The organism is Blastocatellia bacterium (assembly GCA_035275065.1).
GTDB lineage: Bacteria > Acidobacteriota > Blastocatellia > UBA7656 > UBA7656 > DATENM01.
Map to the genome: position 1 here is coordinate 1 of DATENM010000154.1, position 25,685 is coordinate 25,685.

23 protein-coding genes and 1 pseudogene are annotated in these 25,685 nt (G+C 60.3%); 9 read left to right on the plus strand and 15 right to left on the minus strand.

Going from position 1 to position 25,685, the window contains the following annotated elements; all coding sequences use genetic code 11:
* Window positions 1–173 precede the first annotated feature (173 nt).
* Window positions 174–788 (plus strand): imidazole glycerol phosphate synthase subunit HisH, encoded by a 615-nt coding sequence (gene hisH, locus VJ464_28975; GenBank protein ID HKQ09192.1) that lies wholly within the window; start codon window positions 174–176, stop codon window positions 786–788.
* 8 nt (window positions 789–796) lie between these two features.
* Here hisH and VJ464_28980 read toward each other — a convergent pair whose 3' ends face one another.
* Window positions 797–2,083, minus strand: a complete 1,287-nt coding sequence (locus VJ464_28980; GenBank protein ID HKQ09193.1) for a zinc dependent phospholipase C family protein — start codon at window positions 2,081–2,083, stop codon at window positions 797–799.
* A 200-nt stretch (window positions 2,084–2,283) separates the two neighbouring features.
* Here VJ464_28980 and hisA point away from each other — a divergent pair, with 200 nt between their 5' ends.
* From hisA to hisI, 3 genes and pseudogenes are all read left to right on the plus strand, one after another.
* Complete coding sequence (gene hisA / locus VJ464_28985; protein ID HKQ09194.1) at window positions 2,284–3,021, plus strand: 1-(5-phosphoribosyl)-5-[(5-phosphoribosylamino)methylideneamino]imidazole-4-carboxamide isomerase; 738 nt, start codon at window positions 2,284–2,286, stop codon at window positions 3,019–3,021.
* 11 nt (window positions 3,022–3,032) lie between these two features.
* On the plus strand, window positions 3,033–3,893 hold the full coding sequence (gene hisF, locus VJ464_28990; protein ID HKQ09195.1) for an imidazole glycerol phosphate synthase subunit HisF: 861 nt from the start codon (window positions 3,033–3,035) through the stop codon (window positions 3,891–3,893).
* Window positions 3,894–3,914: 21 nt separating this feature from the next.
* Window positions 3,915–4,238 (plus strand): annotated as a pseudogene (gene hisI, locus VJ464_28995) (phosphoribosyl-AMP cyclohydrolase).
* Window positions 4,239–4,278: 40 nt separating this feature from the next.
* Here the strand turns inward: hisI and VJ464_29000 are convergent.
* Window positions 4,279–4,980 (minus strand): arylesterase, encoded by a 702-nt coding sequence (locus tag VJ464_29000; protein ID HKQ09196.1) that lies wholly within the window; start codon window positions 4,978–4,980, stop codon window positions 4,279–4,281.
* Window positions 4,981–5,041: 61 nt separating this feature from the next.
* Here VJ464_29000 and VJ464_29005 point away from each other — a divergent pair, with 61 nt between their 5' ends.
* A complete protein-coding gene (locus VJ464_29005) occupies window positions 5,042–5,761 on the plus strand; it encodes an ABC transporter ATP-binding protein (protein HKQ09197.1) in 720 nt (239 codons plus the stop codon).
* Entirely contained in the window at window positions 5,758–8,283 is a 2,526-nt protein-coding gene (locus VJ464_29010) for an FtsX-like permease family protein (protein HKQ09198.1), read from the plus strand. Before VJ464_29005 ends, VJ464_29010 begins: the two co-directional genes overlap by 4 nt.
* Window positions 8,284–8,451: 168 nt before the next feature.
* Here the strand turns inward: VJ464_29010 and groL are convergent, their stop codons facing one another.
* From groL to VJ464_29035, 5 genes are all read right to left on the minus strand, one after another.
* Window positions 8,452–10,080, minus strand: coding sequence for a chaperonin GroEL (gene groL / locus VJ464_29015; GenBank protein ID HKQ09199.1), 1,629 nt, complete (start codon window positions 10,078–10,080; stop codon window positions 8,452–8,454).
* A gap of 127 nt (window positions 10,081–10,207) precedes the next feature.
* Window positions 10,208–10,534, minus strand: coding sequence for a co-chaperone GroES (gene groES / locus VJ464_29020; GenBank protein ID HKQ09200.1), 327 nt, complete (start codon window positions 10,532–10,534; stop codon window positions 10,208–10,210).
* 193 nt (window positions 10,535–10,727) lie between these two features.
* Entirely contained in the window at window positions 10,728–11,744 is a 1,017-nt protein-coding gene (pta, locus tag VJ464_29025; protein HKQ09201.1) for a phosphate acetyltransferase, read from the minus strand.
* Window positions 11,745–12,045: 301 nt separating this feature from the next.
* Window positions 12,046–12,801 carry a zf-HC2 domain-containing protein gene (locus VJ464_29030; protein HKQ09202.1) on the minus strand — a complete coding sequence of 252 codons (756 nt, stop codon included), beginning with the start codon at window positions 12,799–12,801 and terminating at the stop codon, window positions 12,046–12,048.
* Between the two features lie 65 nt (window positions 12,802–12,866).
* Entirely contained in the window at window positions 12,867–13,424 is a 558-nt protein-coding gene (locus tag VJ464_29035; protein ID HKQ09203.1) for a sigma-70 family RNA polymerase sigma factor, read from the minus strand.
* Window positions 13,425–13,634: 210 nt separating this feature from the next.
* Here VJ464_29035 and VJ464_29040 point away from each other — a divergent pair, with 210 nt between their 5' ends.
* Window positions 13,635–14,003 (plus strand): roadblock/LC7 domain-containing protein, encoded by a 369-nt coding sequence (locus VJ464_29040; GenBank protein HKQ09204.1) that lies wholly within the window; start codon window positions 13,635–13,637, stop codon window positions 14,001–14,003.
* Between the two features lie 28 nt (window positions 14,004–14,031).
* Here the strand turns inward: VJ464_29040 and VJ464_29045 are convergent, their stop codons facing one another.
* The 8 genes from VJ464_29045 to VJ464_29080 form a co-directional block, all read right to left on the minus strand.
* Complete coding sequence (locus VJ464_29045; GenBank protein HKQ09205.1) at window positions 14,032–15,078, minus strand: energy transducer TonB; 1,047 nt, start codon at window positions 15,076–15,078, stop codon at window positions 14,032–14,034.
* An 88-nt stretch (window positions 15,079–15,166) separates the two neighbouring features.
* Window positions 15,167–16,162 (minus strand): TonB family protein, encoded by a 996-nt coding sequence (locus tag VJ464_29050; GenBank protein HKQ09206.1) that lies wholly within the window; start codon window positions 16,160–16,162, stop codon window positions 15,167–15,169.
* 485 nt (window positions 16,163–16,647) lie between these two features.
* A complete protein-coding gene (locus VJ464_29055) occupies window positions 16,648–17,793 on the minus strand; it encodes a YCF48-related protein (protein HKQ09207.1) in 1,146 nt (381 codons plus the stop codon).
* A 112-nt stretch (window positions 17,794–17,905) separates the two neighbouring features.
* Complete coding sequence (gene speB, locus VJ464_29060; protein HKQ09208.1) at window positions 17,906–18,808, minus strand: agmatinase; 903 nt, start codon at window positions 18,806–18,808, stop codon at window positions 17,906–17,908.
* A 111-nt stretch (window positions 18,809–18,919) separates the two neighbouring features.
* Complete coding sequence (locus tag VJ464_29065; protein ID HKQ09209.1) at window positions 18,920–19,834, minus strand: TIR domain-containing protein; 915 nt, start codon at window positions 19,832–19,834, stop codon at window positions 18,920–18,922.
* A gap of 300 nt (window positions 19,835–20,134) precedes the next feature.
* Window positions 20,135–21,631 carry a serine hydrolase gene (locus tag VJ464_29070; GenBank protein ID HKQ09210.1) on the minus strand — a complete coding sequence of 499 codons (1,497 nt, stop codon included), beginning with the start codon at window positions 21,629–21,631 and terminating at the stop codon, window positions 20,135–20,137.
* A gap of 72 nt (window positions 21,632–21,703) precedes the next feature.
* The gene (gene queA / locus VJ464_29075; protein ID HKQ09211.1) at window positions 21,704–22,873 is read right to left on the minus strand and encodes a tRNA preQ1(34) S-adenosylmethionine ribosyltransferase-isomerase QueA; all 1,170 of its coding nucleotides are present in this window, start codon (window positions 22,871–22,873) and stop codon (window positions 21,704–21,706) included.
* Window positions 22,874–22,974: 101 nt separating this feature from the next.
* Complete coding sequence (locus tag VJ464_29080; protein ID HKQ09212.1) at window positions 22,975–23,838, minus strand: YihY/virulence factor BrkB family protein; 864 nt, start codon at window positions 23,836–23,838, stop codon at window positions 22,975–22,977.
* Between the two features lie 225 nt (window positions 23,839–24,063).
* On the opposite strand from VJ464_29080, the gene VJ464_29085 reads away from it, so the two are divergent.
* Entirely contained in the window at window positions 24,064–25,059 is a 996-nt protein-coding gene (locus VJ464_29085; protein HKQ09213.1) for an AAA family ATPase, read from the plus strand.
* Window positions 25,056–25,685: a hypothetical protein gene (locus VJ464_29090; GenBank protein HKQ09214.1), complete on the plus strand. Its 630-nt coding sequence runs from the start codon at window positions 25,056–25,058 to the stop codon at window positions 25,683–25,685. The genes VJ464_29085 and VJ464_29090 overlap by 4 nt, the downstream gene beginning before the upstream one ends.

Below are 25,685 nucleotides of genomic sequence, written 5' to 3' on the forward strand. Positions count from 1 at the left end.
GGACGCCATGTTTATAGTCACCGGGGATAACAAAGAACCAGGCCCCGTAGGGGCGATATGTCAACATTCCGCTCCTACGGAGCTTGAAGAACCAGCCGACTCGATAACTATAAACATCGCGCTCCTAACGGAGCTTGGGAATCAACTGACAACTGACAACTGACAACTGACTTATGATTGCCATCATCGATTACGGAGTAGGCAACCTGCGCAGCGTCGAGAAGGCGTTTGCCGCCGTCGGCGCGCAGGCCGTTGTCACCGGTGATGGCGGCGCGATTCACGAGGCGGAACGGATCGTCCTGCCCGGCGTCGGCGCTTTCGGCGAGTGCGCTCGCCAGTTGCGCGCCGCCAAACTTGATCGACTGGTGATTGAAGCCGCCGAGGCCGGCAAGCCCGTGCTAGGGCTTTGCGTCGGGCTACAGCTGATGTTCGATGAAGGGCACGAGTTCGGCGTGCATCGCGGATTGGGCTTGATGCGCGGGCGCGTCATTCGCTTTCCCGAGTCGGGGCCGCACGTGCCGCAGATCGGCTGGAATCAGATCGAGAAGGTTGGGGCGCACCCGCTTCTCGACGGCCTCAGTGACGGAACTTACTTTTATTTCGTGCATTCCTACCACGTCGTCGTCGGAGACGAAGAGGACGTGGTTGCTGAGACCGAGTACGGCATCCGTTATCCTTCGGTCTGTGCGCGCGGCTCGGTCGCCGGCGTGCAGTTTCACCCCGAAAAGAGTCAGGACGCCGGCCTGCGCTTGCTCGCGAACTTCGCCGGGGCGGCATCCGTGCGCTGAACCGTGCGCTACTGCTTGCGGGCCGACGCCGGCTGTCCCTGCATGGCTTTCAACTGATTGAGCGCCCGCTGCGTCGCCCGCCAATCATCCTTATCCCGCTTGGTCGCATTCGGCGCGTTCGGGTCGTTATAAAATGCCAGCAGGTTGCGCCGCAATTCCGGGCCGGTATTTTCAAAATCGTGCTTGGCCAGCTTTTCAAGCAGCTTGGCGTAAGTGTCGTCGGCCAGCTTATATTCGCCGGCGCGCACCGGCCGCCCGGTGTCGAAATCGGTGTTCTGCAAATCGAGCTTGCCCGTGCGCGCTTGAGCCAGCAGCGCGCGATAGCGTTCCAGCGCGGCGTTGAAGCTCTCGATAAACAGGCGCTCGGCCTCCGGCGTCGGCGGCTTGAAGTTCAGCGGCTTCAGCGGCCCGACCTTTGGAAGAACCCGCACGATACCGGCAACCAGCTTCGCGCCAAAGCCGGGCTCTTTGTACTCTTTGCCATACTCTTTGTCATAGTCGGCGCGCGAAAAATTGTAAAGGAACTTCTCCTGCGTCATGCCGGGGTGCGCTTTGGTGATGTCATCCTTTTTCAACTCCCACGCCACGCGCGTCATCTCGGGAATCAAGCCGCTGACCGTGCGCCGGTAAGTGCCGATGGCCAGATCGAGGCTGACGAATTGATCTTTCAATTCCAGCCCATAGGTCTTTAGAAAGGCGCGCGACAGCACGTCTTTCGATACCTTGAAGCCGATGAAATCGTGATAAGAGTCCGACGCATAATTGCCGCGCGCCACCTGCACGACATCAAACCCGAACTCGGTTTTAATGTGCGCCGTCGGGTCTTCGACGTAGGTGACTTCGTTGCCATATCGAGCGCGCAGCTTCGGGTAGGCAATCGGCACGGCGCGATTGACGCCGAGGGCGTGGCCGTCGTTATCCGCCGCATAGTGGGCCAGCGCGCCGAGCGCGAAAGCATACTCGTTGAGGTCTTGAGATTCGGCGAGCAGGGCTTCGATGAAGTCGCCGCTGCGGACGTAATGCGCCAGGTCTGTGAAGAATTTGCTGCCGAACGGATAATAGCCCATGTCCTGAATGATCGCGCCGCCGTAGGCGTAGGCGTGCGCCTCGCGCAGTTGTTCTTCGGTGGCCTGGGGAAAACGTTTCAAGAGCAGCGGCCTGAGCGAATCCTTCCAGGTGGTATCAATGATCGCTTGATGCGAGAGTACCGAATAACCGAGCGATGCCTGCGCCAGCAGCAGCGTCAGCGATAGCAGGACGACCGCGCGCGAGATTTTAAGTAAGCACTTATTCATGTTACTTCTCGACCTGATGATGTAGCGATAACAGGCAAGCCGTCATCGTCTTCGTCCCGAAAAAGAACGAATCACACGCGGCAACGGCCCACGCCAGGGTAAAACGCAAATCCGATGCCCGCCGGCGTCGCCATGCCCGGCGCGCGCCGTTTGCGATATACTACGGAGGTCGAATTTACGAAAGCAGCCGACTCCGTTCTATGCTTGTTATCCCGGCCATTGATCTGAAAGGCGGTCGCTGCGTGCGGCTGACGGAAGGGCGCGAGGCGAGCGCCAAAGTCTATGACCGCGACCCGCTCGAAGTGGCGCGCGTTTATGAGAAGGCCGGCGCGTCGCTGATTCACGTCGTTGATCTGGATGGCGCCTTTCACGGCGCCGCCTCGGCGAACCTGCAAATCATCAAGCGCATTAACGGCGAGGTCGCTATCCCCATTGAAGTCGGCGGCGGATTGCGCTCGCTCGCCGACATCGAATTCCTGCTGCGCGATGTCGGGGCGCGCTACGCCATCCTCGGCACGGTCGCCGTCGAACAGCCTGACCTGCTGCGCGCCGCCGTCGCCGCCTTCGGCGATGCCATTGTCGTCGGCATCGATGCGCGCGAAGGCCAGGTGGCGACGCGTGGCTGGACCGCCGCGACGCGCGTTGATGCGGTTGATCTGGCTTGCGAGGTCGCCGCCCTCGGCGTCGAGCGAATCATCTACACAGACATTGCGCGCGATGGCCGTTTGAAAGGGCCGAACCTGGAAACGACGCGCGAGCTTGCCCGGCGGTCGGCGGCGCGCGTCACCGCCTCGGGCGGCGTCGGCTCGCTCGAAGACATCACCCATGTCGCTCAACTGGAGAGCGATGGCGTCGACGCGGTGATCGTCGGCAAGGCGCTTTATGAAAACCGCTTCACCTTGAAACAGGCTCTCCGAGCCGCTTTAAAGACATCGTGAGCGATTGATCCATGCTGGCCAAACGCATCATCCCATGCCTGGACGTAGACCGCGGGCGCGTCGTCAAAGGGATTCGCTTCGTTGACCTCGTTGACGCCGGCGATCCGGTCGAGCAAGCCCGCCGCTACGACCGCGAAGGCGCTGACGAGCTGGTCTTCCTCGATATCACGGCGTCAAGTGACAGCCGCGACCTGGTGTATGACATGGCGCGCCGCGTCGCCGACACCATCTTCATCCCTTTCACCGTGGGCGGCGGCATCCGCACCGTCGAAGACATGCGGCGGATGCTGGCGTCGGGCGCGGACAAAGTCTCGGTCAACACCGCCGCCATCAACGAACCGGCGATCATCACCGAAGGCGCGCAGGCTTTCGGCTCGCAAGCCATCGTCGTGGCGATTGACGCCAGGCGCTGCGCACCGAATAGCGACGCGGGGACGCGGGAACGCGGAGACGCGGAGAAAGAACAAACAGCCGGGAGCGAAGCAGCCGTCGCCCTGTCGCCGCGTCCCCGCGTCTCCGCGTCTCCCCGGTGGGAGGTCTACACGCACGGCGGGCGCAAGCCGGCGGGGATCGATGTGATCGAATGGGCGCGGCGTGTTGAAGCGCTGGGCGGCGGCGAAATCCTGCTGACGAGTATGGACTGTGACGGCACGCGCGACGGTTACGACATCGAGTTGACGCGCGCGGTCGCCGAGGCGGTTTCGATTCCGGTGATCGCTTCGGGCGGCGCCGGCACGCTCGAACATCTTTACGAAGCCTTGAGCGCGGGGCGCGCTTCGGCGGTGCTGGCCGCATCAATCTTTCATTTCGGCGAATTCACCATCGCGCAAGCGAAAGATTACCTGCGGGCGCGCGGCCTGCCGGTGCGTTGAGTCACGCGCGAGAGACCAACAATGCAAAGCTCACTGATTGACGATGTGCATTTTGATGAGCGCGGCCTGGTGCCGGCGGTGGTGCAGGATGCGGCGACCGGCGAAGTGCTAATGCTCGCTTATATGAATCGCGAATCGCTCGTGAAGACGCTGGCGACTCGCGAGACATGGTTCTGGAGCCGTTCACGCGGCGAGCTCTGGCACAAAGGCGCGACCTCGGGCAACACCCAGCGCGTCGTTTCACTGGCCGTTGATTGCGACGGCGACACCTTGCTCGTCGGAGTCGAACCGCGCGGCCCGGCCTGTCACACGGGCGCGCGGGCCTGCTTCTTTCGCACGCTTGAGCAGCGCTAAAAACTTCTCGCCTGCCCTGTAGTTTGTTCTTTCACTTTGCCGCCGCCTGATCGGCCTTTTCGAGCATCGGCTTGAGGTATTGATAGACCGTGTCGGCAACGATGCGCGCCCCTTCGCGATTCGGATGAATGCCGTCCGCCTGGTTCATGGATTGAATGCCGGCGACGCGGTCGAGAAGAAAAGGGATCAGCGTCACGTTATGTGCTTTCGCCAGCTCGCTGAAAGCGCCGTGCGTCCAGCGGCGGTAATCGATGCCTGAACTGGTCGGCGCTTCCATGCCGGCGAGCAGCACCTGTGCGCCGCGCGCTTTGGCGCGCTCGATGATCGTGCTCAAATTCTTCTTCATCTCTTCGATAGGCTGGCCGCGCAGAATGTCGTTAGCGCCCAGCTCAAGGATGACGACTTTGACATCGCCGCCTTCCAGCGACCAGTCAATGCGCCGCACGCCGCCCGCCGAGGTGTCGCCGGAAATGCCGGCGTTGACCACTTCATAATCGAAGCCATCTGCCGCCAGCTTCTTCTGCAACAGCGACGGGTAGCTCTCTTCAGGGCTCAAGCCATATCCGGCGGTCAGGCTGTCGCCGAATGCGACGATCTTCGCTACACTCTTAACTGGCTTCGCAGGCGATTCAGTGGCCGGCGGCGGCGGCGGCGCGCCTTTCGACGGCCCGCCTTTGCATGCCGCGGCGGCTGCGAGCGCGCATAATAAAAGGCCAAACAGAATGACTCTCATACGGAAATTATAGCAGCCCGCGCCCGGCGCGCGGCGAGAATGTAGCAGGCGGAAATAGCGGATGATCGAACTCTACAACGTTTCAAAGATCGTGCCTTCGGGCGCAGAGATGCTGACGATTCTTTACGCGCTCGACCTGCGCATCCCCGACGGCCAGTTCGTCAGCATCGTCGGCCCGTCGGGGAGCGGCAAGTCTACGCTGCTCGGTTTGATTGCCGGGCTGGACGCGCCGAGCGCCGGCGAGATCACCATCGACGGCGAAAACATCACCGCGATGAACGAAGATCAACTGGCCGAGCTGCGCGGCGAAAAGCTCGGCTTTGTCTTTCAATCGTTTCACCTGATCCCGTCGCTAACGGCGCTGGAAAACATCCTCGTGCCGATGGAGATTCGCGGTCTGCGCGACGCCCGCGAGCGCGCTCAATCCTTGCTTGAAGACGTTGATCTGGTCGCCCGCGCTCACCATTACCCGGCGCAACTGTCGGGCGGCGAGCAACAGCGTGTCGCCATCGCGCGCGCCTTTGCCAACAACCCGACGATCTTATTGGCCGACGAGCCGACCGGCAATCTCGATTCGCGAAACGGGCAGCACGTCTTCGAGATGATGGTCGAGATGAATCGCCGCCGCCGGGCGACGCTTGTTCTGGTGACTCATGACCATGAGCTGGCGGCGCTCGCGGATCGGCGGATCGTCTTGCGCGAAGGCCGCGTCTATAGCGACAGCCACGCGCCCGCGGTCGAAAGCCCCGCGGCAGGCAGCGAGATGGAGGCGACGCGGTGAGATTCGTTTTTCAGATGGCGCGGCGCGAATTGCGCAGCTCGTGGCGCAGATTACTTTTCTTTTTTCTCTCCATCGCCATCGGCGTGGGCTGCATCGTCGCCGTGCGCTCGATGATGCAGAACGCCAACGCGGCGATTGCTCTGGAAGCGCGGGCGCTGCTGACCGCAGACGTGCAGGTGGACACCAACCGCCCGTGGGAGAAAGAGGCGCTCGACAAGATCAACCGCATCGCCGACCCGATTGCGACGGCGCGCACCGAGACGATTGATTCGGTGACCATGATTCGCCCCGCCGACCCGCAGCGCGAAGGCGCGGCGATGATCGAACTGAAAGGCATCGAGCCGCCGTTCCCGCTCTACGGCGAATTCCGGCTGCAAAACGGCGAGCCGTTCGATCCCGCCTCGCTCGTCAATCATGGCGCAATCGTCGCGCCGGCGCTGCTTGAGCGTTTGAGCTTGCAGGTCGGCGACGAAGTCTTGATCGGCAGCATGAAGTTTCAGATTCGCGGCGTGCTCGATAAAGAGCCGGGCGGGTCGAGCGGCTTTCGCCTGGGGCCGCGCGTTTTCATCGAGCGCGCGGCGCTTGAATCCGCCGGCCTTACAGGCTTCGGCAGCCGCGCCCGCAGGCGCTTGCTCTTCAGCACGCCCGAAGGCCAGATGGAGCCGCTGGTCAAACAACTGCGCGCCGAATTCAAGAACAACAATGCTATCAACGTGCGCTCGTACAAGAACTCGCAGGACAATCTGACCGAGCAGTTCAGCCGCGCTGAAGATTATTCGTCGCTCACCGGTCTGGTGATCCTCGTGTTGGGCGGCATCGGCATCTTCAACGTCACGCGCACCTTCATCGAGCAGAAGAAGAAATCGATTGCCGTCTTGAAGTGCATCGGCGGCAATGGGACGAAGATCACGCTTGCTTACCTGCTGCAAGTCGTTGCGCTCGGCATCGTCGGCAGCCTGTTTGGCGTCGCCTTCGGCAAAGGCGTGCTGGTCGTCATCGAGCATTTCTTCGCCGACCGCTTGCCGCAGTACATGAGTTATGGACTGAGGCCGGGCGCGGCGCTGCAAGGCTTTGCGGTCGGGTTGTTGATCTCGCTGCTCTTTTCGGCGCTGCCCTTGTTGCGCGTCCGTCACATCAAGCCGAACGTATTGCTGCGCGAAGACGTCGCGCCCGCGGCGCGGCGCTTCGACTGGGCGCGCTGGGCCTCGGCATTCGCCGTTGTGTTGGGGCTGCTCTTCGTGGTCTCCTGGCAGGCAGGCTCGATTCGCACGGGGCTGTTTTTTCTTGGCGGGCTGACGGCGACTGCCGGCCTGTTATACGGGGCGGCGACGCTGCTGGTCTGGCTCGTGCGGCGCGTGAATCGCTTGCGCTCGTTCCCGCTCAAGCAAGCCATCAACAGCTTGCACAGACCTGGCAACCAGACGCGCGTCATCGTCATGGTCGTGGGCCTGGGCGTCTTTCTGGTGATTTCGATTCAGTCGGTGCAGGCGAACCTGGTCAACGAATTCAACGCGGCGTTACAGGGCAATCTGCCGAATATGTTTTTGATCGACGTGCAGACGGATCAGGCCGCGGGGCTGGCGCAGTACGTCGAGCAACAGACCGGCGCGCCGCCGCAGATGGTGCCGACCGTGCGCGCTCGCATCCAGGCGATCAACGGCCAGGAGATCGATTTCGAGAAAGAAGAGATGAAGCGCGAGCGCGGCAGGCTGGGGCGCGAATACGTCGTCACCTATCGCCCGAATCTCGATACCAACGAGACGATTGTCGCCGGCAACTACTGGGACGCGACGCCATCGAAGGAGCCGGAAGTGTCTATCGAAGAGAACGTCTGGGGCCTGGGCGGAATGGGCATCGGCAGCCCCGTCGTCTTCGACATTCAGGGGCGCAAGATCACGGCGCGCGTCACCAGCGTCCGCCGCGCCGACTTGCGCAATGCCCGCACGGTCTTCATGTTCGTCTTCCGGCCGGGCGTGCTGGAAAGCGCGCCGCAGATGTGGGTCGCCGCGCTCAATGGCCCCGACACCGAGCCCGAACGTTCGCGTTTTCAGCGTGCCCTGCTCGACAAGTACCCGAACCTTTCGGTCATTGACGTGGCCGACATCGTCAAGGCTGTAACCCGGATCGTCAACAACATCACGCTGGCCGTCACCTTCGTCGGCGCTTTCGTGCTGTTGAGCGGGGCGCTGATTCTCTCAGGCTCACTGGCGATGACTAAGTTTCAGCGCGTCTATGAAACGGCGGTGCTGAAGACGCTCGGGGCCAAGCGCAAGACGATTCTGCTGATTTTGTTGGCCGAGTACGGCTTGATGGGCACGGTGGCGGGCGTGGTCGGCTCGCTCGCGGCGGTGGGGCTGTCTTACGCGGCGTCGCACTACATCTTCGAGATCAAGTGGAGCCTGACGCCACAGATCAACCTCATCGGCATCCTGGCGACGATTGTTTTGGTGACCGTCGTGGGCGCGGTTTCGACGCTCGACGTGCTGGCGAAAAAGCCGCTCGCGACCTTACGGGCGCAATAAAAAGGCTCTGCCTCCGAAGAGACAGAGCCCTTGGCTTGCGAGCCTGATTGGCGACCGGCGGACTAGAAGCCGTTTTCGATTGGGTTTGCCATGTAGCGCAAGGCGGTTAGCTTGCGCAATGAACGGCGCAAGCTAACCGCCTTGCGCTACACCCGATTGAATTCCGCTCTAGAAACCGCCCATGCCGCCGCCGCCCGGCATCTGCGGCATTTCCTTCTCGGTTTCAGGAATCTCCGACACCAGCGCCTCGGTGGTCAGCAAGAGGCCGGCAATCGAAGAGGCGTTCTGCAACGCCGAGCGTGTCACCTTGGTCGGGTCAACGACGCCCATCTGAATCATGTCGCCGTACTCTTCGGTCTCGGCGTTGTAGCCGTAGTTGGCCGCCTTGTTCGTGCGCACCTTGTCGACGATGACCGCGCCTTCCTGGCCGGCATTGGCGACGATCTGGCGCAGCGGCTCTTCGAGCGCCCGCTTGACGATGCCGACGCCGATGTTCTCGTCTTCAATGTCGAACTTGACGTTTTCGAGCGCCTTCTGAGCGCGCAGGAAAGCCACGCCGCCGCCCGGCACGATGCCTTCTTCGACAGCCGCCTTCGTCGCGTGCATGGCGTCTTCGACGCGCGCCTTCTTCTCCTTCAGCTCGGTCTCGGTGGCCGCGCCGACTTTGATGACGGCGACGCCGCCGACGAGCTTCGCCAGCCGCTCTTGCAGCTTCTCGCGGTCGTAATCCGAGGTGGTGTCTTCGATCTGGGCGCGAATCTGCTTGACGCGGCCCTCGATCTCCGAGCCCTTGCCGGCGCCTTCGACAATCGTCGTGTTGTCTTTGTCAACGACGACCTTCTTGGCGCGACCGAGGTCCCCGACCTGGATGCTTTCGAGCTTGATGCCGAGATCTTCGGTGATCGCCTTGCCGCCGGTCAGTATCGCGATGTCTTGCAGCATGGCTTTGCGGCGGTCGCCGAAGCCCGGCGCTTTGACGGCGCCGACCTGGAGGGTGCCGCGCAGCTTGTTGACTACAAGCGTCGCCAGCGCTTCGCCTTCAACGTCTTCGGCGATGATCAGCAGCGGCTTGCCCTGACGCGCCACCTGTTCGAGCAGCGGCAGCAGGTCCTTCATCGAAGAGATCTTCTTCTCGTGGATGAGGATCAAGCAATCGTCGAGCGACGCTTCCATACGTTCGGGGTCGGTGACGAAATACGGCGACAGGTAGCCGCGGTCGAACTGCATACCCTCGACGACTTCGAGCGAGGTTTCCAGGGTCTTCGACTCTTCGACGGTGATGACGCCGTCTTTGCCGACCTTGCTCATGGCTTCGGCGATCAACTGGCCGATGGTGGTGTCGCCGTTGGCCGAGATCGTGCCGACCTGAGCGATGGAATCGCCCTTGACCGGCTTCGACAGCCGCTTGATCTCTTCGACGGCTTTCTCGACGGCCTTATCAATGCCGCGCTTCAAGGCCATCGGATTGGCGCCGGCGGCAACGGTCTTGACGCCTTCGCGGAAGATGGCCTGCGCCAGAACGGTTGCCGTGGTCGTGCCGTCGCCGGCAACGTCGGAAGTCTTCGAGGCCACCTCGCGCACCATCTGCGCGCCGGTATTTTCCATCTTGTCTTCTAGCTCAATCTCTTTTGCGACCGTGACACCGTCCTTGGTGATCGTCGGCGAGCCGAATTTCTTCTCGATGACCACGTTGCGCCCCTTGGGGCCGAGCGTCACCTTAACGGCGTCAGCCAGACGGTTCACGCCACGCAACAGGCTGCTGCGCGATTCTTCGCCAAATGCGATATGTTTTGCCATAGTTTTACTCTCCTAACTCAGGGGATTTTGGATTTTGGATTGCCGATTTTGGATTGCCGGGACGAGGCCGCTAGCCCGGTCCCTGAATCTAAAATCTAAAATCTAAAATCCAAAATCGGGATGATCCTTACTTGTTTGCCTTCTTCGATTTGTTCTCGCTGGCGCGTTCGATGACGCCGAGGATGTCGTCTTCGCGCATGATGAGGTACTCGTCGCCGTCGAGCTTGATCTCGGTGCCGGCGTACTTGCCGAACAGCACGCGGTCGCCCTCTTTGATGTCCAGGGGGACGCGCTCGCCGTTGTCGAGTTTCTTGCCTTCACCCACGGCGATGACTTCGCCCTCTTGCGGTTTCTCTTTGGCGCTGTCGGGGATGATGATGCCGCCACGAATCTGCTCACCTTCCTCGATGCGCTTGATGATCACACGATCTTGAAGCGGTTTGATGCTAGCCATAGCTGGTACAGACTCCTTTCTATTTAGAAAATTGCATTGCCTCTCTGGCCGGTTGGCATAAAAATTAGCACTCTCTTGTTGAGAGTGCTAATTATATTTTCTGACTGTGCGGCTGTCAATAAATTCGGCGGGCGGCGAAGAAAAATATATCGAAGATTCTGGTTAAAACGGTTGCGAACGCTTCAGGCGGGACTTAACGGCTCGCCCGGCGGCTGTTGGCCTGAGCCTGAACGGCGGTGATGGCCACGGTATCGCGGATGTCTTCGGCCTTGCAGCCGCGCGACAGGTCATTGGCGGGCCTGGCCAGCCCTTGCAGCACCGGGCCGACGGCGGTAGCCCCGGCCAGTCGCTCGACCAGCTTATAGCCGATGTTGCCGGCTTGCAGGTCGGGAAAGATCAGCGTGTTGGCGCGCCCGGCCAGGGGGCTGCCCGGCGCCTTGCTCTGGGCGATGGCGGGGACTAAGGCGGCGTCAAGCTGCAATTCGCCGTCAACCAGAATCTGTGGGGCGCGGGCGCGCACCGTCCGCGTGGCTTCGATGACCTTATCCACCAGCGGATTTTTGGCGCTGCCTTTGGTCGAAAACGACAGCAGCGCGACGCGCGGCTCTACATTGAGCAGGGCGCGTGCCGATTCTGCCGAAGCAATCGCGATTTCGGCCAGCTCCGCCGCGCTCGGGTTGATGATGACGCCGCAGTCGGCAAAGACGAACGCGCCATTTTCGCCAAGCTCGGCATTGGGGACGACCATCACGAAGAAGCTCGATACCACTTTCAGCCCCGCCTTCGGGCCGATGCAGCGCAAGGCCGAGATGACCGTATGGCCGGTCGTGTGAGTCGCGCCGCTGACGCTGCCGTCGGCGTGGCCTTCGCGCACCATCATGTTGCCGAAGTAGAGCGAGTCGTTCATCTGCTGGTGCGCCTCTTCGAGGGTTACGCCTTTGGCGCGGCGAATCTCGTGATAGCGCGCGGCGTAGGCTTCGCGCTCGCGGGCGCGACGGTGATCGATGATCGCCACGCCCGTCAGGTCGGCGCCCAGGCTGGAAGCCTTGCCGCGAATCACCGCTTCTTGCCCGACGAGCGTGATGCGGGCGAGGCGGTCGGCGACGATGAGCGCCGCAGCCTGCACGGTACGGTCGTCTTCGCCTTCGGGAAGCACGATGTGTTGTGGGTCGGCAGCGGCGCGGGCGCGAATTTGATCTAGGACGTTCATTGGATTAATCCAACCTCCAGGCAGGTATCCGGGCTTTATGCTTCCAGCGGCGAATTACAGAATAAATTGTAAAGGATTTCGCGGCGGCGGGCGATAGCAGAAAGTGACGAGTGACAACGTCGTGTCACTCGTCACTCAAAATAACTACAGCACCTATGGCGATGGGTTGGATAAGCAAGCGCGTGAACTCTCCCTTTTCCCGCGCGCCTCGCAGCGGACTCTCCCCAACCCGCGCGAGGCCTTCCAACCGTTCGCCAACCGGCGCTGTAGTAGCCGTTGAGCGCTCGGCTCAAGCCTGAAATCAGTGGCCGCCGGGCGTGCTGCCTGTCGGCGGTTGCGGTTTGCTCAATACTTCGCTGAACAGCAAGTCCGTCAGGTCCGTGCCTTCGCGGCGGTCGAGGTCGCGCTCGATGGTTTGCAGGCGCGACTGATGCTCTTGAACGCGCGCGACGATCTTCGCCAGGTCAGCCGAGCGCATACTCTGAAGGTCGTTCTGCAAGCTGACAAGCTCGGCCTTCAAGGCGTCTTTCTGCTGCCGCTCGCTGTCGGCGACCTTCTGCGCCACGAGCGCCGTCAGGTTGGCGCGCAATTGCTCGAGCTGTTCGGCGCTGACGTACTCAGCCCGCGATACATTCGCCGCTGCCGGCCCTGCGACCGGCTGCCGGCTGCCGATCAGCCGTGTGTTAATCGCAAAGCCGTCGCGGCCAATGTTGACGCTGGTGCCAGTCACGGCCATCACGATCAGCGCCATCGCACCGACGCTCGCGGCTTTCGCCCAGACCGGCATGACCGTCAACAACTCTTTCAGCACCGCGAGGAATGACCGCTTCTGCGGCTGCGGGTCGGCGACGACGCGCACAATCGGCAAGTCAACGACCTGCCATTGCTGCAACTGCTGGCGCACGCGGCCAAAGTCTGCAATCTCTTGTTTGCACGCGGCGCACTCGCCGAGGTGCGCTTCAAAGCGGCGCGCTTCGTCACCGGTCGCCTCTTTGTAGAGATAGGCCATCAGCGCTTCGTGCATGCCGCAAGCCGAGGTCTGGTTTGCTTCGCTCATCTTGTCACCACTCACTTCCTTCAATCGTTCCCACTTTGATGCGTTGGTCGCTTTTCTTCCTGCCGTCACATCGCTTCGCGCAGGTGTTCCAGCCGCTTCCTTAGCTCCGAAAGGCCGGTGTACATCCGCGTCTTGACGGTCGAGACCGGCAGGCCGAGGATGTCGGCGATCTCGGAAAACTTCAGCCCTTCATACTCCTTCATGACGATCACCTGGCGCATGTCTGCCGGCAGTCCCTGCAAGGCGCGGCGCACGGCGCGCGTCACCTGCTCCTGTTGGATGTGGCTGCCGAGGTCCGCTGTGTCAGCGGCCAGCTCAAAGCCGCTCGCTTCGCGCTGCTCGTCGAGCGAAACGACGTTGCGCGGGCGGCCCCGCAGCCGTGTGTTGCAGGTGTTCAAGGCGATGCGGTAAATCCAGGATGAAAACTTGGCCTCGCCGCGAAACTTCGAGAGGTTGCGGTAGGCCGAAAGGAACGTTTCCTGGGTCGCGTCGTGGGCCTCGTCATCGCGCCCCAACATGCGCAAAGTCAGGCCGTAAATCTGCCGCTCCCAGCGGCGCACGAGCAGATTGAAGGCGTCGGGTTCGCCGCCCAGTGTGCGCTCGATCAATTGCGTGTCGCTCAAGTCCAATTAGCTCTGGCCTATGCGAAAGTTACACCCTCCATCTGCTTCATCACTATAGACGGGCGGCAGAGGGCAAAAGTCTGAATTTCGTCGCGATTTTATCACGCCGCGGCAGGGCGCAAAGCGCCGGACAGCTTTGGCAGGCGGCCTGCGGGCCATTATAATCGCGCCGAAGCCGATTCCAGATCGATCTCGCATAAAGAGGTGAGCGTGCCATTTCGAGAGTTGCTCAAACAACTGGTCGAGAGCGTCGAAGGCGCAACCGGCGCCATCCTGCTCGAATCCGCGGGCGAGGCGGTGCAGTGGTACAACGCGGACGAGAGCCAGTCAGAGCGCCTGCGTTTGCGCAGCGCTTACGTCGCCGTCATGCTGCAAAACAGCCGCGCCGTCGCGGCGCGCACGGCGGTGGGCGAAGCGGCGCGCTTGGTGATGCAATACGACGCCGCCACTTTTATTGCTCAGGTGATCGAGCGCGATTATTTCGTCGTCCTCGAGCTTGACCCGTGGGCCAACATCGCCGAGGCGATCTACCGGCTGCAACCCGCCGTCGACAGGCTGCGCCACGCTCTGAGTGCCTGACAGGCGAGCTGAGTCAGTCAGCCAGCCATCAATAATGCACGTCAATGCGAACGGGGACGCGGCGCACGGTGATGGGCACGCCGTTGATCGTGGCGGGGCGGAACTTTGAACGCCGCAAGGATTCAATTGCCGAATCGGTCATGTAGTCAACCGGGTTGATGACCTCAATGTCGGTGATCGTGCCGTTGGCGTTGAAGGTGGCTCTGAGCAAGACCCTGCCAATGACTTTATGTTCCTGGGCTTCGGGTGTAACAATCGGCGTAGGGGCGTAGGTCAACGCGAAGGGCACGTAACCCGACGGCTTTGGCCCGTTAAAAGGAATATCGGAAGGCACCCCTGTGCCGTTCGGTGTGCCATTGCTGCTGCCGTTCGGGTTGGTGCTGTTGCCTGTCGGGCGACCGCCGCCCGGCCCGCCATTCGGGCCTGCGCCTGTGCCCTCACGACCGCCGATCCCGTCTCGCTTGCCTTCGCCGGGTGAAGGCGGCGCGTCGGTCGCTCCGTTAGGCAGGCCGACCGGCAGATCGACCGCCGGCGGCGGCGACTCGGGGCCTTTGATCGTCGCCATCACCGGCAATGACGCATGCTCGACGGGCGGCGTGAACGGCTTGATGATCTGCGGCGCGGGCGAGGTCGGGGGCGGCGGGCCTTTGGTTACGGGCGGCGCTTCTTCTCTGCCGCCGCCGCTCTGTCCGCTGTCGTCGTGCGCCGCTTTGGCTTTCGTCTCCCCTTCTGCCACTTGCGAAGGCAGATCGATCCGCTGCACCTCGTAGCCGCTCTCTTTCGGCGCGGCCAGGCTGCGCCAGCCGATCACGACGATTACCGTCAGCAGCAAAGCGTGAACGACGAGCGCGCCCGCCAACCCGAAGTAAATCCGGCGGCGGCGTTTCGCGTCCCTGGTGTCGTCAGTAAAAAGATTATGCAGGAACCCGCCTGGATCGCGCCGGAATTCGCTTAGGGCGCGCGCGACCTCTTCGGCTAACCGCGCCGGCAGGCTCTTCGGCTCGATGAGCGCGAACGGCGGCGCATCGGGCCTTGTGGCCGTCGCGACGAAATCGCTGGTGGTTGCTGAAGCCATGAGGGTGAGCCGTTGCGGCGGGAGGCACGCGTTGACGCGCGAAGGCCGCGACGGGGTGAGCCCCGCGCGGCCTTCGGCAATTTCCTTCTTACCGCAAGTTGAATTCGATCTGCACAGGCACCCAGAAGGCGATGGGCTGACCGGATTTCATTGCCGGCCGGAATCGCAACTGGTAAGCCGCCTGAATCGCCTGCTCGTCCAGACCGTCGGGCAGACCGCGCACGATTCTCGCCTGCTTGACCGCGCCATCGGCGCCGACCAGCACGCGGGCGATGACGACGCCCTGAATCTTGTTCTTGCGCGCTTCTTCGGTGTAACGCGGCTGCGGGCTGTTGAGCGGCACAGGCTTCTGGTCTACGACCGTGGCCACGGCATTGCGGTCGCCGCCGCCGAGGCGCGGGTCGCCGCCGCCCATGTTATAGCCATGTCCCGGCCCCGCGCCGGTGCCATCGCCGCTGCCGATGCCGCCACCCGAACCGGTGCCGATGCCGCCGCCTGTGCCGGGGCCGGGCGAGGGCGGGCCGGGCACGCCTTTCGGGTCGCCCGTCGGCATATCGGCGATGCGCGGCGGCTCAAGCCGCGGATCAACTTGAATGGTCTCTTGCACCGGCAGTGAAGGCGGTCGGAGCTGCGGCTCCGGGCGCGGCGCGATGATGGGCGGCGTCAATGAAAACTTCGGCAACTGCCCTTTCGATTGCGGAGTCGGCGCGTTGCGCCCGCCGCCGCCGCCGCCGCCGGCCTTCTTCTCCATCTTCGGCATATCAATCGGCGCAATATCGGTCAGCTTATAATCGACCACCGCCAGCTCTTCCTGCGCCCCGGCATTGTGGTGCTTGATCCAGAAAGCGATCAGCATGGCGGCGACGATGCTGGCGAAGACGAACATGGCGACGGCAAAGCCGAGCATCAATCGGTCTTGCCGCAGCCGCCCGCCGACGCCGTCGCCTTTGAGGGCGCCGGTGACAAACGCTTTGGGATTCTGGCGGAATTCTTGACTGGCTTCGGCAAAGCCGGTGGCCAGTCGTTTGATGATAGACGGTTGATATAGGAAAGCGTCAGCGAATAAGGCTTTCTGTTGTTGCATGTCCTTTTTTCTCCCGGCTCCTGCTACTGCTCTTTCGACCTCTACCTGGGCTTCAGAGGTTAAGGAGAGACCTGAATCCTCTTACCATTCTGTTGACGGGCCGCTTTATCCCCTACCGAAGAGACAGCCCTTTATATTTTCACTTGCCGTTCAAAGCAGTGTCAAGAAATTTCATCTCGGCGTCATCGGCGCTCGATCTCGGGCAACCACTCTTTTGACGTCGCGGCGGCGCGCCAATCGGTTCCTGCTTTGTAGAATGCCGCGCGCCCTGTGCCTTGCAGAAATTGTCCTAAACCGCCGAATGCTTAGTGCGCTCTACACGCCTTCGAGATGCCCCGCTCCACGAATGTCGAAAAATTGCAACATGCCCCGGCTAGGGACTGGAGCTAGGGGCTAGGGCTAGCCGAACAAGCGCCCATGCCTCCACAATAAAAAAAGAAGCAATTCGGGCTCAATTCCTCTTACCAGACCTTAATCCCTGGCCCCTACCTGGTTTCGTACTTCCAGATGGTGCCGTCCAGTCCGGCGGCATAGCCCGTGCGCTCGCCGGCAAAGACAACGTGCAGCAACCGCGCCGGGAAGGGCGTCGTCGCCGTTAGCCATTCGTCGCCGCCGTCTGCGGTGTAAAGCACATTGCCATTGTCGCCGACGGCCCAGCCGCGCTTGCGGTCGATGAAATAGACGGCGCGCATCTTGAACTCGTCTTTCACCTGATAGAGCTTTTCCCAGGTCTTGCCGCCGTCGCGTGTGCGCACCATGCGCCCGCTGCGGCCAACGGCCCAGCCGTTGTTCTCGTCGGCGAAAAAGATGCTGCGATAGACCAGATCACCCGCCGGCCGCGTCGCCTTCTCCCAGTTCAGGCCGCCATCATTGGTCTTATAAAAGCCGCCGTTGTCGGTGCTGGCCCACGCCGTTCGCGGGTTGAGGAAGAATATCCAGGCCACCGCCTGCTCGAACGGGAAAGGCGTTTCGTTCCAGTGCTGGCCGCCGTCTGTGGTGATCAGAAATGTGCCCGGCTGCTCGGTGTACTCGTCTTTGCGCCCGCCGCCCCAGGCCCAGCCGTGCTGCGCGTCAATGAAGCGCAGGTTGTCGAGCTGTTCCGGCTGTTCCATCTCCGGCGGCTTGTAGCCGGTGATCTTCAACTTGATCTTGCCGGCCTTGCGCTGCATCGCCCAGGTCGCGCCGCCGTCTGCGGTGTGCAGGATGTCGCGGTCAATCGTCAGCGCCCAGCCGGCCTGCGGGTCTGCGAACCAGACCTGGCGAATCTTGTACTTGAACTGATCGGGGATCGCTTTCCAGGTGGCGCCGCCATCGGTCGTGTGCAGGACCTCGAACCCTTGATTCGCCTTGAGCGGGTCTTCGGGCTTCTTGCCTGCGGCTTTGGGCTTGGGCGCTTTGTTAGCATTCGCGTTGGCGTTTTCGTTGCCGGCGTCTTCGGGCGGCACATAGCCTCGGTCTGTCTGGCCATTGAGCCAGCCGACATCTTCGTTGACGAAGTTGATGCTGAAGAAGGCATCCGAGGTGCCGGTGTCGAGCGGCGTCCAGTTGCCGCCACCGTTCGACTTCGAGCAAGCCGCCGCAAACACGAGGGCGGCGACAAAGGCGGCGATAAAGAATCTCAATTTACCCATTCTGCTTTCCTCTGATCCTGATTGATTGCGAATCATCACTAATCGTCTAACCGATCTCTATGTGTGTACATTCGTGTGATTCACGACCGGACGCCTTTTACATTCAACGGGCTTAAGCGTGTCCAGTAACGATTTTGGGAACCAGGTCGTGAAAAATGTATCCCAACGTTTTATAAATAAGCTTTGCGGTTAAGAAGCTCGGAGAGGGGTTGTCAGGTGAGGTTGAGAGTTCGGTGATATCCATGCCAACAATGCGCCGGTTTCGGGCAACCTTGCGGAGTAACCAGACGACGTCATACCACATGAGTCCGCCAGGTTCCGGAGTCCCGGTTGTAGGAATAAGACTAGGGTCGAATCCATCGACATCTATCGTCAGATAGACTTCTTGAGTAAGGCTTGCGACTACGTCATCCATCCAGTCTGTTCGACCGATAATATCCTTCGCAAAGAATATCTTTGTTGGCAGAGATGGAATCACTCTCGCCTCTTCAGAGGATAATGACCGAATGCCAACTTGAACCACCGGACAAAATTCCACGACGCGACGCATAATTGATGCATGGCTGTGTGGGGTTCCATCATATTGATCACGAAGATCTGCATGTGCATCTATCTGAAGCACTGATAGATTAGCATACCTTTCCTTATGTGCTTTGATTACTGGAGCAGAAATGGAGTGCTCTCCCCCCAGCATACAAATGAACTTGTCCAGCGTAAGTAGTTCTTTTGCTTCCTGGTAAAGCACCCGCATCATTTCATCTGGTTCTCTGTCGGCGTCGGTAGCTGTAAGCGTATGAATACCAATCTGAGAAGTCTCTCCGCCAACCTCCTCGTCGAATAACTCCATATTCCGAGAAGCCGCGATTATCGCTTGCGGTCCATCTTTTGTTCCTACGCCATAGCTCACCGTTTTCTCAAATGGCACCGGCCAAATTAATACCTTCGCTTTGTCAAAGTCGGCTGCTTCTTCGTCAAGCCCCCCAAAATTGAAAGGCAGGTTTGTCGATTCGCTCATCCTTCCTCCGTTATTTGTTACTGTTTCGATTCCATCAGCGCAACAGAACTATCACCGCGTCCGCGCAAGTCTCCGTACGGTGAATATCCGCTGATGCACTAACAGACAATTCTAGATCATGTCGGAGCTTTTTGTAATTCGATGCAAGAGACACTGAAATTCTGTATCTGTCTTCTGAGGGTTTTTCAGCTCGGCAAGCTGGCCTTTTGTAATCCGCACGGGTTGCGAGCGCGGACTGCGGTCCTCGGTACTATAATAAGAGAGGTAGCCTATCCCGATTTTAAGGCCATTTGAGTCGCCACCCGCCGATTCCGGATAATCTGGCCGGAACAAATACTTGACTTCATAAGGCAATAAGCTAAGGACAAACCGTGCGTCTGCTGCACGCACATAGCTTCCTATAAAGACCGCATCTGGGGTATCTGGAATTGCATGTTCAAGGAGGGTAGATTTGATTCCGTATGCATGGAGCTTTTTTACTACCGAATCCGCCTGCTCTTTTGTAAAACCGCGATTGTGGTAATAAATCTCAGCTTTGCAAGAAGTCTCTCCGAGACTATGCGGACGAATCCCAAGTCCTCTCACTGCTCTTTCTATTTGCGTGCAAGCTGCCCCAAGAGCAGCCTGCCAGTTTTGAGACAGGTGCGGCTGGAAGGTAGCCGACGTCACTCCTGCTAGGTCTGAAGGCAGCCGTAAAGAAGCTGTACGGTCGTAAACAATGAATGTTCTTTTACGACCAAGTCGTCCAATAAACAGGCCGAGTTCAAGCAAAACGTTATCACGCGGAGAAGGACTTGATCCCTTTCTACTCTTGATTAAATCATCAGGTGTCAGTACAAGGCTCGCAAAATCAAACTCGCCTAGTTTCTCGACCAGTGCTTCTAAGGTTCCCTCTCCGAGTCCGAAAACTCCTTGACTCCACAGGGTTATTTCACATTCATGATCAAGATTAGCCTGTATCGCTTTGGCAATCTCTAGCCCTTCCAATGACGAGCCAATAAACATTTTGGGCCGTTGCCTATTCATAAGTTTACGTCACCTTGACTCTATCCACTAAACCAACAGGGACCAAGCAAAATACCCTTACTATTTCGAAGATCAACCGGAGAATAAACTAACTCAGCCTGCGAAGTATGAGGTTACTGCGTAGACCTTGTGTTTTAACACAGATTGTATTTTGGAGAAAACTCGAATTTGACGGGAAGTGTTCGCGCAGGGCTATGAGCCTTGCGCCTTTGGTATACCACTGACCTTAACAGACGACCTGTGCCCCTGCCGCACGGCTTTCTTAAGATTGGCGTTTAAATCGTGCGCAACCAAACGCGCTTACTTCTGCTCCAACCGCTTCAGCATCTCGACGCCGTTGGCGTTGTCAGGGTTCAGCTCGATGGACTTCTTGTAATTCTGGATGGCGAGCGCTTTGTCGCCGTTTTCCATGTAGGCTTCGGCGAGACTGTCGTAGACGTTCGATGAATTCGGAAACGCCTCGACGTTGAGCTTGAAAATCTCGATTGCCTCTTTGATCTTCTTCGAGCGCAAATAGCTATAACCGAGACTGTTCAGCGCGCCTTCGTTCACCTTGAAGCTGTCGGGGTGCTGCCGCCAGTCGGCGCGGAACTGGCGAATGGCGGCTTCGACGCCGACCTGCTCAATGCTGCGGCGCAGGCGGCGGCTAGGTGAGTTGTACGCTTCATAGTTCAGCAAACTGAAAGCCGGCTGATCGCCGCCCATCGCCTCTTTAACAATCTCAGGGATGATGCCGAGCCCGTTGTCGCTATTGGTAAAGATGATCACGCCGGTTTTCGGCTTGCTGAAGGCGACGACATAATCCTTGAAGCCGCCATTGTCGCCCCAGTGCCAGAAGGCGTCGCCCTGCGCTGTGTGTTGCAGCCCGACGCCGAGCCCCCACGCCAAAGACGGCGACGGCTTCAGCAGCTTGCGATTCAGGCAGTTCACGCAGCCTTCGTCGAGCTTGACCTGCGGCGTCAACATCTGTTGCGCGGTCGTTTCTTTCAAGCCGGTGCCGTTCATCACCGCGATGACGAACCGGGCGTAATCGCTCGGCGTCGTGCGCAGGCTGGCGGCGGCGTTCGCTTGCTGGCCCCTGTTCTGCGGCAGGGGCTTGCCCATCTGCGAATGGCCGACGGCCATCTGCGCGGCGATGCGGTCTTGCCAGACGTAGCTGCTGTCTTGCATACCGAGCGGCGCGAAGACCTCTTTGCGCATCACTTCATTCAACGGCTGGCCGGTCAGATGCTCGACCACTTTTTGCAGGTAGACGAAGCCTTCGCCCGAATAGCTGAAGCGGTCGCCCGGCGTGAACATGATGGCCAGCGGCTTGCCTTCGGGTCGCCAGTTCGGAAAGCCTGTGGTGTGGCTCAAGACGCGGCGCGCGGTGATCAGGTTCAAGCGCTCGTCATTTTCAATGTAAGCCGGTAGGTATTTCGACAGCGGCGTGTCTAAATCAAGCTCGCCGCGTTCGACCATCTTCAACACCGCATAGGCGAAGACCGGCTTGCTCAGTGACGCCGCTTCAAACATCGTGCTTAAATCAACAATCTCTTTCGTGCCGGCGTTCTTGACTCCGAAGCCGCTCGCCCAATAGACCTTCCCATCACGAATCCAGGCGATAGATAATCCCTGCACGTCACCTTCGCTCATCAGCCGCGAGATCAGACCACTCAGCCCAAGGATGTCACGCCGTGGGTCGGCAATCGTATGGCTCGGACGCGTGGAAGGCTTCGCCTTGTGTTGCGCTGCGCCCGCGAGCGCGAGCGCGAGGATCAATAAAAGAGCAGTCAAAGCGGGACAGTTAAACTTCATCGCGGACTCCGGTGTTGTGAGATTTGCGTTGCAATGGCGACTACGCTCGCGCCGCGGCGAAAGATTCGCTAATTAGATAATCAGCATCGCGTCGCCGTAGCTGTAGAAGCGATAGTCGCGCTCGACCGCGTGGCGGTACGCCCGCAACACCAAGTCGCGCCCGCCGAAGGCCGACACCAGCATCAGCAGCGACGATTGCGGGAGATGAAAGTTGGTGACGAGTCCGCTGATGACGCGGAATTGAAAGCCGGGATAGATGAACAACTCCGTCGTCGCCGCGCCAGCCGCGACGCGGGGACGCGGCGACGCGGCGACGCGGCGAAGGAAAGAGTCTGCCGCTCCCATGATTTCTTGCTCCTCTGCTTCTTTGTTTTCTCTCTCCGCGTCGCCGTGTCGCCGCGTCCCCGCGTCGCACCGGCAGGCCGATTCCAGCGCGCGCGTCGTCGTCGTGCCGACGGCGATCACTCGGCGGGCTTCTTTGAGCGCGCGGTTGATTGCCGCCGCCGCCGCTTCGCTGATCTCGTAGCGCTCGGCTTCGATGCGATGCGCTTCGACGCGCTCGACGCGGATGGGCTGGAATGTGCCGTAGCCGACATGCAGCGTAATCTCTACGACTTCGACGCCGCGAGCGCGGATGCGCTCAAGCAGCTCAGGCGTGAAGTGCAATCCGGCGGTCGGCGCCGCCACCGCGCCGCGCTCGCGGGCGTAGACCGTTTGATAGCGCTCGTGATCCAGGCGGTCTTCTTCGTCGCGCTTGATGTAAGGCGGCAGCGGCGTGCGCCCGATGCGATCAATGATCTCGTCAAAATCGCCCGCGGCATGGAAGCGCACGATGCGGCGACCATGCTCGCGCCATTCGACGATTTCGGCGGTGAGCTTGCCGCGCGCGAATTCAACTTCAGCGCCGGGCAGCAAGTGTCTGCCGGGCCGCACCAAGGCTTCCCAGACGAGCGGCTCCAGGCGATCTGTCAAAAAAATCTCGACGCGCCCGCCGAGAATCGTCTCGCCGCGTGATGTCTTCCTAAGCCGCCTGCCGATGAGCCGCGCCGGAAAGACTCGCGTGTTGTTCAAGACCAGCACATCACCGGCGCGCAGACACTCCGGCAGATGATCGAAGCTCGTATCGTCGAACGCCTGCGCCGCGCGCTCAACAACCAGCAGCCGCGACTGGTCGCGCCGCGCCGCCGGCTCCTGCGCGATCAATCGTTCGGGCAGCTCGTAATCGAAATCGGAAACCAGCATGTCTGTGACGCGGCGACGCGACAACGGGGTGACGCGGCGACAGATTCAATGCGGCTCTCTCGCCGTGTTCCCGTGTCGCCACGTCACCCCGTCAAAGCCTTTCATCCTTCGAGCTTCACCTCTTCGGCGGGAAGGTCGTCGGTGCTGTCGGGCGGTTTCTTGTGCGACGCTTCGTAAAGGTGGTCGCGATGCACCAGCGCCGTGAACTGCGCGCCGAAGAGCATAATCACGCTCGACAGGTAAACCCACGACAGCAGCGCCACGCCCGCGCCGATTGAGCCATACAGCAGGTCGTAGTGAAAGTAAGGCAGCAGGTAGGCGAAGCCGAACTTGGCCGCTTCCCACAAGACCCCGGCCAGCACCGCGCCGGTCAGCGCCTCGACAAACGGCACATGCGTATTCGGCAGCAGCTTGTAGAGCAAGGTGAAGAGCGTGACGGTCACCGCCAGGCTGACGAGGATAAAGACCATCTGCCAGGCGAACTCGGAAAACGGCGTGATCCACGGGCCGAGCTTTAGCGGGATGCGCTGTGCCGCTGCCTGCGCGCCGGTGACGAAGGCGGTGAACAAGGCCGATGCGCCGAGCAGCGCGAAGATCGAGCCCATCACGGCGATGTTCCATGCGCGCCCGCGCAGGAAGGCGCGCGGGTAGGTGCCCCAGACGCGGTTCAAGGCTTTCTCGATGACCGTGAACATCCACGACGCCGCCCACAGCATGACGGTGACGCAACTGACGATGACGCCCGTCGAGATGTTGCTGATCGATTCGAGGTTCTTACGCACGAAGCTCTGCGCTCCCGGCAGAAAGGCGAGCACCTGGCCGATGATGTACTTCTCGACGGTCGCCGGGCCGAGCAGGTGGTTGCCGATGGTGAGCAGCAGCAGCAGCATCGGAAACAGCGTCAGCATCGAGAAGTAAGAGACTGCCGCTGCCGCCGTCGTCAGGTCATTATCCATGAATGACATGAAACTGCGCGTCAGGATGCGTTGTCTGTGCGCTTTTTTCGGCATGTCGTAAAGTGGGAATCGCCCCGTCTGCCGCGAGCGTCGGCGCGGTCAGCCGGCTCGGCTATCTGCAACATCATTGTAGTGGCTCGCCACGGCGAAAGGCAAAGTCGTGCGGCGCCACTGGTCAGGCGCATCAAGGCGAGTATAATTGCTGGCAGAACGCCAACACCCAGAGGCAATCGTATGATGATTGAGTCGGTCGAGTTCAAGAACTTCAAGGCCCTGCGCGATGCGAAGCTGCCCTTGAGTCAATTCACGCTGATCGTCGGCCCGAATGGCAGCGGCAAGAGCACCGCGATGCAGGCGCTGCAAGCGGTTGGGAATCTTGAGAGCGTAGACTATTCGAAGATAATTACCGCCGGGATCAATCCAACAGAACAAGCTGTTGAGGTCATCATTAATTGGGGCAAATCATTGGGGGAGGCGCAGACGGTTGCGACATGGTTTTCTCATCCATTTCCTTCTCGCAATTATCCACTGCGATCTGAGTATCGTCTGAAGCTGGATCAGATCTTAGAAGCTATTCGCGTCTATTCTTTTGACGCCCAAGCAATAGCAACACCTACACAGCTTGTGCCGCGCATGACCCTAGATTCTAATGGTGCTAATCTAGCCGGTGTGCTTGACCGCCTGCGTGACAACGCGCCAGAGAGATTCGAGGCATTGAATGAGGAATTAGGCAGGTGGTTGCCAGAATATGATCGCATCCTGTTTGACACACCGCAGGCCGGGTTCCGCTCTATCCGACTGCGGAAGCGTGAGGGACATCACAAGATTCCGGCTTCTGAACTTTCACAAGGAACGCTCCTCGCGCTTGCTTTGCTCACGCTCGCATACCTCCCCGACCCGGCACCAATCATCTGCATCGAAGAGCCGGATCGCGGCATTCACCCGCGCTTGCTGCGTGATGTGCGTGATGCGCTCTATCGATTAAGCTACCCGGCGGACTTTGGTGAGAAGCGCGAGCCGGTGCAGGTCATTGCGACAACACATTCGCCCTACCTGCTCGACTTGTTCAAAGACCACCCCGAAGAAATCGTCATTGCCCAGAAGATCGGGCAAGAGGCGCGGTTCGAGCGGCTGTCGGATCAGGACAACATTGACGAGATACTGGAAGGCGCAAGGTTGAGCGACCTCTGGTACAGCGGCATTCTTGGGGGAGTTCCCGCGCAGCCATGAAGCTCGCCATCCTTAGCGAATCGCCTGCGGACGCCGCCGCCATCCGCATTCTCGTCGATGCGCTACTCGGTGAGCAAACAGAGAGGATGGCTTTCCCTTTGCTCTTTCCTCCCGGCTGGCCGGCGGTGCTCGATGTTTTGCCAAACGTCCTCAAACATCTGCACTATCGCACGAACGCCGATTCGCTGGTGGTCGTCGTGGATTCGGACAACTCGCCTGTTCACGAACGCGCGCATGATGAGCCGGATGGGGCGCTCGATCTCTGTAAAGTTTGTCTGTTGCGCACGGCCATAACGCAAACCCAGATGCGCCTTCAGCCCATTGCCGGACGGTTGCCCGTCAAGACGGCCATTGGGCTGGCCGTGCCGGCAATCGAAGCCTGGTATCTCTGCGGCACTGACCCGCAAGCAACCGAAGCGGCTTTAACGCAAAGGCTCGGTGCCACCCTTCGTGAAATCAAATTGCAACTCAAGCGAGCTGTGTATATGACGGCGCGTCCTCCGCTTGCGATGGCAACAGCGCGCGCTGTCCAAGAAGCAACGCGGCTAACGCAAAACTTGAATCTGCTTGAGCAACTATTCCCCAACGGTTTCGGTTCGCTCGCACGTGATGTGCGGAAGTGGTGA

What these genes read in the sequence shown, in the direction of transcription:
- speB (HKQ09208.1), bottom strand. Translation starts at nt 18,808, where the DNA reads ATGAGCGAATCGACAAACCTGCCTTTCAATTTTGGGGGGCTTGACGAA.
- VJ464_29085 (HKQ09213.1), top strand. Translation starts at nt 24,064, where the DNA reads ATGATGATTGAGTCGGTCGAGTTCAAGAACTTCAAGGCCCTGCGCGAT.
- groES (HKQ09200.1), bottom strand. Translation starts at nt 10,534, where the DNA reads ATGGCTAGCATCAAACCGCTTCAAGATCGTGTGATCATCAAGCGCATC.
- VJ464_29000 (HKQ09196.1), bottom strand. Translation starts at nt 4,980, where the DNA reads ATGAGAGTCATTCTGTTTGGCCTTTTATTATGCGCGCTCGCAGCCGCC.
- VJ464_29090 (HKQ09214.1), top strand. Translation starts at nt 25,056, where the DNA reads ATGAAGCTCGCCATCCTTAGCGAATCGCCTGCGGACGCCGCCGCCATC.
- VJ464_29080 (HKQ09212.1), bottom strand. Translation starts at nt 23,838, where the DNA reads ATGTCATTCATGGATAATGACCTGACGACGGCGGCAGCGGCAGTCTCT.
- VJ464_29055 (HKQ09207.1), bottom strand. Translation starts at nt 17,793, where the DNA reads ATGGGTAAATTGAGATTCTTTATCGCCGCCTTTGTCGCCGCCCTCGTG.
- VJ464_29030 (HKQ09202.1), bottom strand. Translation starts at nt 12,801, where the DNA reads ATGAGCGAAGCAAACCAGACCTCGGCTTGCGGCATGCACGAAGCGCTG.
- hisF (HKQ09195.1), top strand. Translation starts at nt 3,033, where the DNA reads ATGCTGGCCAAACGCATCATCCCATGCCTGGACGTAGACCGCGGGCGC.
- hisH (HKQ09192.1), top strand. Translation starts at nt 174, where the DNA reads ATGATTGCCATCATCGATTACGGAGTAGGCAACCTGCGCAGCGTCGAG.
- VJ464_29045 (HKQ09205.1), bottom strand. Translation starts at nt 15,078, where the DNA reads ATGGCTTCAGCAACCACCAGCGATTTCGTCGCGACGGCCACAAGGCCC.
- VJ464_29070 (HKQ09210.1), bottom strand. Translation starts at nt 21,631, where the DNA reads ATGAAGTTTAACTGTCCCGCTTTGACTGCTCTTTTATTGATCCTCGCG.
- VJ464_29050 (HKQ09206.1), bottom strand. Translation starts at nt 16,162, where the DNA reads ATGCAACAACAGAAAGCCTTATTCGCTGACGCTTTCCTATATCAACCG.
- pta (HKQ09201.1), bottom strand. Translation starts at nt 11,744, where the DNA reads ATGAACGTCCTAGATCAAATTCGCGCCCGCGCCGCTGCCGACCCACAA.
- hisA (HKQ09194.1), top strand. Translation starts at nt 2,284, where the DNA reads ATGCTTGTTATCCCGGCCATTGATCTGAAAGGCGGTCGCTGCGTGCGG.
- groL (HKQ09199.1), bottom strand. Translation starts at nt 10,080, where the DNA reads ATGGCAAAACATATCGCATTTGGCGAAGAATCGCGCAGCAGCCTGTTG.
- queA (HKQ09211.1), bottom strand. Translation starts at nt 22,873, where the DNA reads ATGCTGGTTTCCGATTTCGATTACGAGCTGCCCGAACGATTGATCGCG.
- VJ464_29065 (HKQ09209.1), bottom strand. Translation starts at nt 19,834, where the DNA reads ATGAATAGGCAACGGCCCAAAATGTTTATTGGCTCGTCATTGGAAGGG.
- VJ464_29005 (HKQ09197.1), top strand. Translation starts at nt 5,042, where the DNA reads ATGATCGAACTCTACAACGTTTCAAAGATCGTGCCTTCGGGCGCAGAG.
- VJ464_28980 (HKQ09193.1), bottom strand. Translation starts at nt 2,083, where the DNA reads ATGAATAAGTGCTTACTTAAAATCTCGCGCGCGGTCGTCCTGCTATCG.